Source organism: Streptomyces sp. NBC_00335, from assembly GCF_036127095.1.
Classification (GTDB): Bacteria; Actinomycetota; Actinomycetes; order Streptomycetales; family Streptomycetaceae; genus Streptomyces.
Genome location: NZ_CP108006.1, coordinates 7,531,649 through 7,543,918, shown reverse-complemented (window position 1 = coordinate 7,543,918; position 12,270 = coordinate 7,531,649). Strand labels below are relative to the sequence as shown.

The 12,270-nt window shown below is 72.1% G+C and carries 8 protein-coding genes; 3 read left to right on the top strand and 5 right to left on the bottom strand.

The genetic code is table 11. The annotated features are described in order from the left end of the window. Positions 1-55: 55 nt before the first annotated feature. The gene (locus OHA37_RS34195; RefSeq protein WP_266913340.1) at positions 56-1,039 is read right to left on the bottom strand and encodes a LacI family DNA-binding transcriptional regulator; all 984 of its coding nucleotides are present in this window, start codon (positions 1,037-1,039) and stop codon (positions 56-58) included. Positions 1,040-1,409: 370 nt separating this feature from the next. Between OHA37_RS34195 and OHA37_RS34190 the strand changes: the two genes are divergently transcribed. Next, positions 1,410-2,846, top strand: coding sequence for an RICIN domain-containing protein (locus OHA37_RS34190; RefSeq protein ID WP_266911132.1), 1,437 nt, complete (start codon positions 1,410-1,412; stop codon positions 2,844-2,846). 178 nt (positions 2,847-3,024) lie between these two features. Continuing rightward, positions 3,025-5,463 (top strand): RICIN domain-containing protein, encoded by a 2,439-nt coding sequence (locus OHA37_RS34185; protein ID WP_266911130.1) that lies wholly within the window; start codon positions 3,025-3,027, stop codon positions 5,461-5,463. 62 nt (positions 5,464-5,525) lie between these two features. Here the strand turns inward: OHA37_RS34185 and OHA37_RS34180 are convergent, their stop codons facing one another. Both OHA37_RS34180 and OHA37_RS34175 read right to left on the bottom strand, forming a co-directional pair. Continuing rightward, positions 5,526-7,277, bottom strand: coding sequence for a glycoside hydrolase family 35 protein (locus OHA37_RS34180; protein ID WP_266911128.1), 1,752 nt, complete (start codon positions 7,275-7,277; stop codon positions 5,526-5,528). Positions 7,278-7,766: 489 nt separating this feature from the next. Continuing rightward, entirely contained in the window at positions 7,767-8,444 is a 678-nt protein-coding gene (locus OHA37_RS34175; RefSeq protein WP_266911126.1) for a uracil-DNA glycosylase, read from the bottom strand. Between the two features lie 223 nt (positions 8,445-8,667). Here OHA37_RS34175 and OHA37_RS34170 point away from each other — a divergent pair, with 223 nt between their 5' ends. Continuing rightward, positions 8,668-9,582, top strand: coding sequence for a sirohydrochlorin chelatase (locus OHA37_RS34170; protein WP_266911124.1), 915 nt, complete (start codon positions 8,668-8,670; stop codon positions 9,580-9,582). 117 nt (positions 9,583-9,699) lie between these two features. Here the strand turns inward: OHA37_RS34170 and OHA37_RS34165 are convergent, their stop codons facing one another. Together OHA37_RS34165 and OHA37_RS34160 are read right to left on the bottom strand one after the other, a co-directional pair. Continuing rightward, positions 9,700-10,791 (bottom strand): lactonase family protein, encoded by a 1,092-nt coding sequence (locus tag OHA37_RS34165; protein ID WP_266911122.1) that lies wholly within the window; start codon positions 10,789-10,791, stop codon positions 9,700-9,702. Positions 10,792-10,845: 54 nt separating this feature from the next. After that, entirely contained in the window at positions 10,846-12,003 is a 1,158-nt protein-coding gene (locus OHA37_RS34160; protein ID WP_266911120.1) for a nitric oxide synthase oxygenase, read from the bottom strand. Positions 12,004-12,270 lie beyond the last annotated feature (267 nt).

Sequence of the window (12,270 nt, the reverse complement as noted above, 5' to 3'; positions counted from 1 at the left end):
GCCGCACGCGATGAGGACGCGGCGGCCAGGTCGTCTCTGAAAGTGACGGAATCGGTCAGGCGGGCGGCGGCGCCGTGCTGGCCCGCACCACGAGGGTGGGTTCCACCGCGAGGCGCCGGGGCCCGTTGCCGCGGCGTTCGATCTGCTCCAGCAGCAGGGTCACGCAGTGGCGCCCCACCACGTCGAAGTCCTGGTGCACCGTGGTGAGCGGCGGCTCGAAGAAGGGGGCTTCGGGAACGTCGTCGAAGCCCGCCACGCTGATGTCGCCCGGCACGGACCGCCCGGCTTCATGCATGGCGCGCAGGACGCCCAGGGCCATCTGGTCGTTCGCCGCGAACACCGCCGTGGCGTCGGGGATCTGCACGAGCGTCCGCCCCGCCAGGTAACCCGACTCGGCCGTCCAGTCCCCGTACAGCGTCGGCCGTACCGGGGCGCCGGCCGCGACGAGCGTGCGCTCCCACGCTTCCGCGCGGCGCCGGGCGGCGAAGGAGTCCCTCGGGCCGCTGACGTGGTAGACGGTCCGGTGCCCGAGCTCCAGCAGGTGACCGACCACGCTCTGGGTGCCACGGGCCTGGTCGAAGTCGACGTTCGGGTACTCGTGCCCCGTGTCGCCGTCCGCGACCACCACCGGCATCGTGGGAGGCAGGTGCAGCGACGGCGTGTCGAGCATCTGCGACTCGACCAGCACGATGCCGTCGACCGACTGCAGCATGAGGTGCCGGAAGGCCTGCCGCACGGCGGCCTCGGTCTGCGCCCGGATGCCCATGAAGTTGACCGAGAAGCCCGCCTCCCGCGCCGCGTCCGCGATGGCGCCGAGCGTGCGGGCGTTGCCGTGCGCACCCACGTCGAAGCTGACCACGCCGATCGCGCCGAACTTGCCGGTGACCAGCGCGCGCGCCGCCGCGTTGGGGCGGTAGCCGAGCTCCTGCATCGCGGCCAGCACCTTCGCCCGCGTGGCCTCGTCGACGTTGTCGTGGTTGTTGGCCACGCGCGAGACCGTCTGCGAGGAGACTCCGGCTCGCGCCGCGACCTCCGCCATGGAGGGCCACTTGCGGGGCGGGCGCGAGCGGGGCGTTCTCGTTGCCTTGTCCGCCACGTTCGACCGTCTCCTCCGCGAGGCCTCGCAGGCGCACGCTGATGCACCCCTTCAAGTCATGTTGACGCAAACAGGGTCCCCGGGTCAAAACCCCGGCCTCTTTCGTCCGAATCCTTGACAGGCTCCCGGGCTCCTCCGAAACTTCCGGCTACACCGTGTTTACGAAAACATTACGGAGATCGCGGTGCTCCACACCGTCTGAACGACCGGTCCTCTCCAGGCGCCCCACCTCTCCGGACACCCGGGCGCGGTCGTCCGCCGCGCTGTCCGCGCGGAGCGCCCGGTCCGACGCAACATCACGAGGTATCGCGCCATGCGACTCAAGATCTCCAGGACGGCGGCACTCCTGTGCGCCCTCCTCCTGTCCCTGGTCACCGCCGCGGGCACCGCCCACGCCGCCCCGGTGACCCTCGCCAACGGAACCCAGTTCACCGATCCGGCCGGCAACCCCGTGCACGCCCATGGCGGCGGCGTGCTCAAAGTCGGCCAGTACTACTACTGGTTCGGCGAGGACCGGAACACCGACAACACCTTCCGCTACGTCTCCGCCTACCGCTCCACCGACCTGAAGACCTGGGAGTTCCGCAACCACGTCCTGACCGAAGCCTCCGATCCGGAGCTCGACTGGGCCAACATCGAGCGCCCCAAGGTCGTGTACAACAGCGCCACCCAGCAGTTCGTCATGTGGATGCACAAGGAGAACGGCTCGGACTACGGTGAGGCTCGCGCAGCCGTCGCCGTCTCGTCCTCGGTGGACGGCGACTACACCTGGCGCGGCAGCTTCCGCCCCCTGGGCCACATGTCCCGGGACATCACCACCTTCGTCGACACCGACGGCACGGGGTACATGATCTCCGCCGCCAACGAGAACGCCGACCTGCACGTCTACCGGCTGACCTCGGACTACACGGCCGTGGAGTCACAGGTCCAGCGGCTGTGGCCGGGCAACTGGCGTGAGGCGCCGGCCATGTTCAAGCGCGGGGACGTGTACTTCCTCCTGACCTCCGGCGCCACCGGATGGTCCCCCAACCAGCAGAAGTACGCCACCGCCACCAGCATCAACGGCTCGTGGAGCGACCTGAAGGACGTCGGGGACGGAACGACCTTCCGCAGCCAGACCGCCTACGTCCTTCCGGTCCAGGGCACGAAGGGCACCGGCTACCTCTACATGGGAGACCGCTGGGGCAATTCCATGGGCGGGACGGTCAACGACTCCCAGTACGTGTGGCTGCCGCTCACCTTCCCCACCAGCACCACCATGACCATGGCTTACTCCCCCCAAGTCACCATCGACACGGCGGCGGGGACCGTGAGCGGGATGAACGTGCCGTGGGAGTCCCTGACTTCGCGCATCAGCGGCAAGTGTGCCGACGTGGCGAACTTCGACTCGGCGGACGGGGTCCCGCTGGTCCAGTGGGGGTGCGGGAGCGGTGTGAACCAGCACTTCTGGATCAAGAAGCTGGGCACCGGATACGTCCAGATCATGGCCCGGCACAGCGGCAAGTGCCTCGATGTCGCCGGGGCATCGACGGCGGACGGCGCGCCCGCCGTACAGAACACCTGCAACGGCTCGGCCTCCCAGCAGTGGAAGGTCCGGACGACGGACCTCGCCGGCTACGTCGAGCTCCTCGCCCGGCACAGCGGCAAGTGCCTCGACGTATCGAACTGGTCGACCGCCGACGGAGCCGCCCTCGCGCAGTGGACCTGCAACACGGGCGACAACCAGAAGTGGCGGCGCTCGGCGGTCTGACCGCCGCGCCCGCCGCGCGACCGGCGCGGGGCGGCCGGCGTTCCCTGCCGCCCCGCGTCACCCACGCGCACCTCCCGACCACCGCCCGCGAGGAAGCGTGGCGGCGAGCACCGGACCCGCCCGCCGCCCGCCCCCTCCCCCGGTCCCCCATCCCCCACTCCCCTCGAAGGAGCAGGTCGTGATCCCCACCCGCCATCGAACGGCGACACCCCGCCGCCGGCCCCGGCTCACCGCACGCCTGGCCGCCCTCGGCGCCGCCACGGCCCTCGCCGCCACGGCCGTCAGTGCGGTGGGGCCCGGCTCAGCGCCGGCGAACGCCGCGGAGACCCCCGCCGCGGCACTGACCGTACGGCTCGACCCCGGTTACCAGCATCCGGCCTTCCAGGGATGGGGCACCGCGCTCGCCTGGTTCGCCCACGTCACCGGAGGATGGCCTGCCGCCCAGCGCGACGCGCTCGCGGACGCCCTCTACGGCGCCGACGGCCTCGGCTTCACGATCGCCCGCTACAACATCGGCGGCGGCGACAGCCCCGAGACCGCCCCCTACATGCGGGCCGGCGCGGCCGTCCCCGGCTACTGGAACCGGCCCGGCCCGGAGGCCCCCGACTGGTGGGACCCGAACCGCGCCGACCACTGGAACGCCGGCGCCGACGCGAACCAGCGCTGGTGGCTCACGGCGGCCAAGGCGCGCGGAGCCGGCACCTTCGAGGCCTTCTCCAACTCGGCCCCGTACTTCATGACCAACAGCGGGCTGGCCTCGGGCGCGGTCGACGGCTGGCGGGACAACCTCCGCTCGGATCAGTACGACCGGTTCGCCGCCTACCTCACCGGCGCGCTCCAGCGGGCCCAGTCCGCCACCGGTGTCACCTTCGACTCCCTCTCGCCGGTCAACGAGCCGGACACCGACTACTGGCACGCGGGCGGGCGCCAGGAGGGCTCGCACTGGGACCCCGCCTCCCAGGCCCGCATGATCACGACGCTGCGCGCCGCGCTCGACGCGAAGGGCGTGACGACCCCGATCGCCGGGATGGACGAGACGAACCCGGGGAAGTTCCGGTCCAACTGGGAGTCGTACGCTCCCGCCGTCCGGGACGCGGTGGGCCGGCTCAACACGCACACGTACGGAACGAACGGCCGCACCGGCGTCCGGGACATCGCCAAGGGTGAGACCACACCCCTGTGGATGTCCGAGGTGGACCTCGGCGGCAGCGTCCCCCAGAGCTTCACCTCCATGAGCCCCGCGCTCGACCTGGCCCAGCGCATCAACGACGACATCCGTGAGCTGGAGCCGAGCGCGTGGGTGCTCTGGCAGGCCGTCGAGGACTACGAGAACATGGCGCCCGGCCGCGAGAACTCCAACTGGGGTCTGATACAGACCGACTTCACCCCCGAGGACGCGGCGACCGAACCCCTGCGCAAGAACAAGAAGTACTGGGCGATGGCGAACTACAGCCGCTTCGTCCGCCCGGGCGCGCGCATCGTCAACACCGACGACCCTCAGACACTGGCCGCGGTGCGGCCGGGCGGGAACGGCGTGGTCGTCGTCCACACCAACCCGACGGGCGACGAGCGCGAGGTCACCCTGAACCTCGACGGCTTCCAGACGGCCGCGGCCGGCCCCGTCGAGCGGTGGACCACCGACGCGACCAGGAACCTGCAGCGTGACGCCGACGCGGCGGTGAGCGGCCGGACGCTCAAGGCCACCGTCGGCCCCGGTTCCGTCACCACGTTCGTGCTGCCCACCGTCACCGGCGTGAACGCGTCGGCGACCACCGGGCCCACCGCGACACCGCGCCGGCTGCTCAACGACCACAGCGGCAAGGCGCTCGCCGTCGCCACGGTGGGCGGCAAGAGCACGGTCGTGCAGCGCACCCCGGCCCCGGCGGACAGCGCACAGCAGTGGACCTTCACCAAGCTGTCCGCCACCGACTGGGGAAGCACCGCCGCCCATCGGATCACCAACGCCAAGACCGGCAAAGCGCTCTCCGTCTCCAACGGCACCCTCACCTTCGCGTCACCCGGATCGTCCACCGCTCAGCAGTGGATCCGCTCGACCACGGGCGACGGCCACAGCACCTTGATCAACGTGGCCAGTGGGCGGCTCCTGGACGTCACGGGCGAGTCGACCGCCGACGGGGCCCCCGTCGGGGTCCACCAGCCGACGACCGGCGCCAACCAGTCCTGGGCCCTGGCCTCCGCCGCACCGGACGCCTGGCAGACCCTGTCCTTCCGGCACAGCTCCAAATGTCTCGACGTCAGCGGCGCCGGCACGAACGACGGGGCGGCCGTCGTCCAGTACGGCTGCGCCACCGGGTCCAACCAGCAGTGGTCGCTCCGCTCCACCGGCGGCGGCTACGTGAACGTCGTCGCCCGGCACAGTGGCAAGTGCCTCGACGTGAGCGGGCAGTCCACGGCCGACGGCGCCGAGGTCTTCCAGTACTCCTGCAACGGAGGCCGCAACCAGGAGTGGGCCGTACGGGCCACCGGTGACGGCCACCTCACCCTGACGGCCCGGCACAGCGCCAAGTGTCTTACGGTGAGCGCCGCTTCCACGGCGGACGGCGCGGCCGCGGTCCAGCGGACGTGCGACGGCGGCGCCGCACAGCAGCTGAGCTGAAGCCCGAAGAGCCGGGCCCCGACCGGGAGGTCGGGGCCCGGCTCTCGTCCGTGCCGCCGCGGCTACTCCTCGGTGGGCCCGAGGTCGGCCGCGTCGCGGAAGTGGACCGTACGGGCGCGGTGCGCCGCGTGCAGCTCCAGAACGACGACCTGGTTCGTCCCGGAACGCAGGACCGGCGCCGGCACGTACAGGGAGCGCTGCGGGCCGCGGGACCAGTAACGGCCGAGCGCGAACCCGTTGACCCAGGCGTTTCCCTTGGTCCAGCCGTCGAGGTGCAGGAAGGTGTCGGCGGGGTCGGTCACCTCGAAGCTGCCGCGGTGGAAGACCGGTCCCACGGGCGTCGCCGCGGCGGGCGCGAAGGGCAGGTCCTGCGGGTCGGTGAGCGGGAGCGGCCGGCTGGTCCAGCCCGCGAGCTCCGTGCCGTCGAGGAGGACGGTCCCGAGGAGGCCCTTGCGGTCGTGGATGCCCTGGCCGTAGTTCACGCGGCCCTGGTTCTCGACGAGGACGGTGAGCGTGCTGCCGGCCCCGGGAACCGTGAAGGCGAGGGCGTGCTCGTGGTTCTCCCGCTCCAGGACGCCCACGGGCTGCCCGTCGACGAACACCTGGGCCCGGTCACGGACCCGTTCGACCTCCAGGAGCGCCGGGCCCGCGAGGGGCAGAGCGGTCTCGTACAGGACGAAGCCGAAGTCCTGGCCCAGCTCCTCCATGCCGAGGGGACGGCGCGCCTCGACCGCGGTCCCTAGCATCGCGGCGTGCGTCAGCAGGCCGGCGTTCTGCGTCAGGGCCACGGTTCTCGGGGCGAGTTTGGGGCCGGGCACCGGGACGGGGCCGTCGGGCACGGGAGCGTACTTGGCTATCACGTCGCGGAAGGCGGCGTACTTCGGCGTCGGGTCGCCCGCCTCGTCGAGCGGAGCGTCGTAGTCGTATGAGGTGACGGTGGGCCGATAGGTGTGCTTGTCGTTGGCGCCGTTGGTGAAGCCGAAGTTGGTGCCGCCGTGGAACATGTAGAAGTTCACCGAAGCACCGGTGGCGAGGAGTTCATCGAGTTCGCGGGCCGCCCGATCGGGGTCGCGGACCACGTGGTGCCCGCCCCAGCGGTCGAACCAGCCGATCCAGAACTCCGTGGTCATCAGCGGGCCTTCGGGACGCCGGGCGCGGAGGTCGGCCAAGTGCTCGGCGGAGCGGCTTCCGAAGTTCGCCGTGGCGAGGACGCCGGGGAGGGCTCCGCGCTCCAGGTCGGCGGGCTGGTCGCAGGTGAAGAGGGGCACGTCGACGCCACTGCGGCGCAGGGTTGCGGCCAGGTGCTCCAGGTAGGCGGTGTCGTCGCCGTACGCCCCGTACTCGTTCTCTACCTGCACGGCGAGCACGGGGCCGCCCCGCGAGGCCAGGTACGGCCGGAGCGGGGTGAGGAGCCGGTCGAAGTAGTCGTCGACCGCGGCGAGGAACCGGGGGTCGCGGGAGCGCAGGCGCATGTCCGGCTCCGCGAGCAGCCAGGAGGGGATGCCGCCGCCCTCCCATTCCGCGCAGATGTACGGGCCGGGGCGCAGCAGGACGTACAGGCCCTCCGCCGCGGCGAGGTCGAGGAACCGGGGCAGGTCGAGGCCGCCGTCCAGCGTGAAGCGGTCCGGCCGTGGCTGATGGAGGTTCCAGGGGACGTACGTCTCGACGGTGTTGAGCCCCATGAGCCGGGCCTTGCGCAGTCGGTCCGCCCACTGGTCGGGGTGCACGCGGAAGTAGTGGAGACCGCCGGACAGGAGCCGAAACGGTTCGCCATCGAGGGTGAAGCCGCCCTCGTCGGTCTGGAGAAGAGGCATGGACGGATGCTCCCGTGCTGGGGTGAGGTGCGCTGTCGCGGAACGCGAAGATCCCGGTGCGAGTATGTTTGCGTAAACACGCCATGCCTGGCAAGCCTCCATCGACCCCACTCAGGAGGCTCCGACATGCGCAGGGGGGCCGAACGACCTCGCAACGGCCTCAAGAGCCAACGGATCCGCACGGGCGCGGACGCGCCGCGGTGACGGGTGGCGCACTGATCCACACCGCATGTTTACGTTCGCATGGCCCCGCTGCGCCCAGCCGCGTTCGACGGTTCGAGCCTGAACCTCGACGTCCGGCCGCCGGGACCAGCGGTCACTGCCGCCCGGTCAACGGCTCCGGCGGTCTTCGCGCGGATGTGGAGAGCGACTCGACGGGCGACGGCTTCAGGATCGGCCGGATGCCCAACGGCAGTTCCGCCCGTCAGGAATGCGGTGTCATCGCCCCCGGCCCCGGAGCGCGCTCGCCCGCTGCCGGTCAGGGCCTTTCTACGGCAGTCGCCAGTCGACCGGCTGCGTTCCCTGGCGTACGAGCAAGTCGTTGGCCCGGCTGAACGGGCGCGAACCGAAGAACCCGCGATCGGCCGACATGGGAGAGGGATGCGCCGACTCGATGGCCGGGAGGTCCCCGAGCAGCGGACGCAGGTTGCGGGCGTCGCGGCCCCACAGGATGGACACCAGCGGCGTGCCCCGCGCGGCGAGTGCCCGGATCGCCTGTTCGGTCACCGACTCCCACCCCTTGTCACGGTGTGCGGCCGGCTTGCCGGGCGCCGTCGTCAGGGCCTTGTTGAGCAACAGCACGCCCTGCTTCGTCCACGGGCTGAGGTCTCCGTTGGACGGCCTGGGCAGCCCGAGGTCCGAGTTCATCTCCCGGTAGATGTTCTCCAGACTCCCCGGCAGCCGGCGCACGTCCGGGGCGACGGCGAAACTCAGCCCGATCGCCATCCCCGGCGTGGGGTAGGGATCCTGCCCCACGATCAGCACGCGGACTTCGTCGAAGGGCTGCTGGAAGGCCCTCAGAACATTCGGCCCGGCCGGAAGGTAGGTCCGGCCGGCCGCGATCTCGGCCCGGAGGAAGTCCCCCATGGCCGCGATGCCTCCGGCCACGGGCTCCAGTGCCTTCGCCCAGCCTGCTTCAACGAGTTCATTCAACGGTCGAGGTGCCACAGGGCGTCACTCTACTGGCCCACACCGAAGCACCGCACACGGGCGAGCCCCGGCACACGGGCACACCGCCACTACCATTCCAGGTCGTTCGGCAGGACGAACGACCCGGGGTGACCGAAGGTCTGAACGGTATCTGACATTCCTCGGATAAATACGGACAGATGCCGCCGGAGAAGGCCCTGCCCGAACACCCGGTTTCGATAAACCAGTAGCATGCGGCGCCATGAGCTCCCCCACTGGGCCCGCAAATGGCCTGCCCGTACGAATGCCGCGACCCCGCCAGACCGGACGGCACCGCCGGCCCGAGCCCGCGGTGGCGCCAGAGGGCGCGCCCGCGCTGGTGCTCGCCGTGCCCGGTGCCCCTTCAGCCGCCTCGCGGGGGCTCGCGGAAGAGATCATCAGCATCGGCCGCTCCGAGCTGCCGGGGCTGGACGCCCGCGTCGGTTTCCTCGACGGTGACGACGCCACCGAGTTCCCGTCCCTGTCGGGCGTGCTGAACGCCGTCGCCCACGACCGCGCCGCGCGCGCTGAGGCCGCCCGCGCCGCCGGGCAGGAAGTGCCCGCGCCGACCGGCCCGGACGCCGTGGTCGTGCCGCTGCTGGCCGGCCCCGACGGCGGTCTGCTGCGCCGCATGCGCCAGGCCCTGATGGACTCCTCGGCCGCCGCCGAGCTGGCCGACCCGCTCGGTCCGCACCCGCTGCTCGCCGAGGCGCTGCACGTGCGGCTGTCCGAGGCCGGTCTCGCCCGCGCCGACCGGGCCAGGCTCTTCAGCGTGACCACGGCCGCCGACGGCATCGTCCTGGCCACCACCGGCGGCGAGGAGGCCGTACAGGCCGCGGGCATCACCGGCATGCTGCTGGCCGCCCGCCTCGCCGTGCCGGTGATGGCCGCCGCGCTGGACGAGGAAGGTTCGGTGGCCGCCGTCGCCGACCAGCTCCGCCGCGAGGGTTCGACGCAGCTCGCGCTGGCCCCGTACCTGATCGGCCCGGAGGCCGCCGAGGGACTCCTCGACACCGCCTGCAAGGAGGCCGGCTGCAGCGCCGCCGACGTGCTCGGCGCCTACCCGGCGCTCGGCAAGCTGGCCGTCGCGCAGTACTCCGCCGCCCTCGGCATCACCCAGGGCGCCGCCGCCCACTGATCCCGCCGCTCATGCCGTTGCGTACGAGGGCCCGCGCCCCGGACCGTTCCGAATCGAACGAGCCGGGGCGCGGGCCCTCCTGCGTAACGCGGCTGACCGGCCGACCGGCCCGGGGCGTCAGCCGAAGACCACGCAGGTGGCGGCGGGCACGGACACCGAGCCGGCCCGGCGCGGCTCGCCGGTCAGCTGGTCCACGTCGAACCAGGTGACGTCGCCGGAGCGCTCGTTGGCCGCGTACAGCCGGCGCCCCGACGGGTCGGCCGCGAGATCGCGCGGCCAACTGCCGCCGCACGGCACGGTGCCCGTGAGCAGCGGCTTCTCCGCGCCGCCGGCGAGGGAGAGGGTGGCGATGGTGTCGGCTCCGCGGACGGCCGCCCAGACGAAACGGCCGTCGGCGGAGGCCACCACGGCCGAAGGGTAGGCCGCAGGGGCCCCTGGAGCGCCCGTGGAGGCGACCGGAACCTCGGCGACCGGTTGGAGCTCGCCCGACTCCCCGTTCCAGCGGCAGACGGTCAGCTGCGGCTCCAGCTCGTGCAGTACGTAGACCACCTCGCCGGAGGGGTGGAAGGCGAGGTGCCGGGGGCCGGTCCCGGCGCGCAGCGCGGTCTCGGCGTGCAGGACGGGGGCTCCGGTGGCCGGGTCGAGCGCGCAGACCCGTACCGAATCGGTGCCGAGATCGACGCTGAGCACCCAGCGGCCGCCGCCGGGGGCGGGCAGCACTTGGTGGGCGTGCGGTCCCCGCTGGCGCCCGGCGTCGGGGCCGGAGCCCTGGTGCGCCAGTACGGCGGCGGGTCCCCCGATCGAGCCGTCGGCGGCGAGCGGGAGGCTGCTGACGCTGCCGGAGGTGTAGTTGGCGGTCAGCAGCCGGCGCCCGGCCACGCTGAGGTGGGTGGGGCCGGAGCCGCCGACGGGGACGGTCGCGCCGAGGGGGGTGAGCCCCTCGGCGCTGGTCCGGAAGGCGCCCACGGCGCCCTGTTCGGCCTCGCTCACGGCGTAGAGCACGCCGTTGGCGGGGTCGTGGGCCAGGTACGAGGGGTCCGCGACGGCGTCCGTGGCCGAGAGCGGGGTCAGCGCTCCGGTGGCCGGATCCACGGCCGCGGTGGTGACACCGCGGCCGCCCCCCGAGGTGAACGAGCCGATCCAGGCCCGGTGTCCGCCGCCGTCGGCCGTACGGTCCGTACCGCCCACACCACTGTCCGCGTCGCCCACGGGAGGCCCCTCTCCGCCGTTCCGGATCCGTTCGGAGCGACGGTAACAGAAGGTCTAGACCAAATCCCGTCCCTGGGCCCGTTCCTGGGCTCCGGAATGGTGGACGTAGGCGGTCGAGCTGGGCCGGTCCTCGTACGTGCGGTGGAAGACCGGGGTAGCCGAGCCGGAGATGGGCGGCACGATCCAGGACCAGTCCGCGCCCACGTCGCGGCCCTTGCGCTCCTCCTTCTCCAAGTGCGTCAGGAAGCGCCGGGACTCCGTGTGGTGGTCGGCGATGGTGACCTTGGCCCGGTCGAAGGAGTGCAGCACCGCCCGGTTGAGCTCGACGAGCGCGCGGTCCTTCCAGAGGGAACGGTCGCTGGCGATGTCGAGGCCCATGCGGCGGGCGACCGCGGGCAGGAGGTTGTAGCGGTCGGTGTCGGCGAGGTTGCGGGCGCCGATCTCGGTGCCCATGTACCAGCCGTTGAAGGGCGCCGCCGGGTAGTGGATGCCGCCGATCTCCAGGCACATGTTGGAGATCGCGGGTACGGCGTGCCAGCGCAGGCCCCAGTCCGACCAGCCGTCACCGCCGGCCGCTCCGTCGGGGTGCTCGATGGGCACCTCCAGCACCGCGTCCGGGGGGACGTCGAACCAGCGGGGTTTGTCGTCGACCCCCTGCACGACCAGCGGAAGGAGGTCGAAGGGGGTGCCGGGGCCGCGGGACCAGCCCAGCGCGAGCAACGCGCTCGTGAGCTCGGCGTTGCGGGCGTCGCCGACGGTTATCGAGGGGTGGTCGCCGTAGCCGGCGTACCGGACCAGTTGCTCGCTCCAGATGACCGGGCCGGGACGGTCCGGGGCGTCGGGGGCGAAGACCGTGATGGTGGGCCGGACCCGGCCGCCGTTGGTGGCCTCGCGCAGGTGCTCGAAGCACTCTTCCGCGATCCCGTCGGCGTCGGTGAGCCCGCGGCGGTCGCGGACCCGCAGCGAGTTCCAGTACAGCCTGCCTATGCAGCGGTTGCTGTTGCGCCACGCGACGCGGGCGCCGTGCTCCAGTTCCTCGGGAGTGTGCCGGTACGTGCCCGTCTCGGCGATCTCGGCCCGTACGGCGGCGAGCCGCTCGCGCGGATCACCCGCGCCCGCACTGCCGGCCTGCTCCCTGTGGAACAGTCGGATGAACTCCTCGGCCGCTTCCCACACCTGAGCGGTGCTGGAGCACTCTTGAAGTATTTCCATTCCGGGCGGTTACCCCCTGTCCGATCCGACCAGGTCCACCCCGCGCGCCGGGTAGCGGCGCCATGCCGGATGAATGTGCAATGAACAATCACCCGTTGTACACGTCGCAGGTCAGCGGCGTGTGGAAGGCGCGCCCGGAACACTCCTCCGTGTGATCTTCATCGATCGGCCTGCGGACGGGACATGGGGGGACGTACCATCCGCGGCAGCTTCGGGCGCTCGGTAGACCGGCGCTCCGACAGGGCCCAACAACGCCCGGCCGGACGG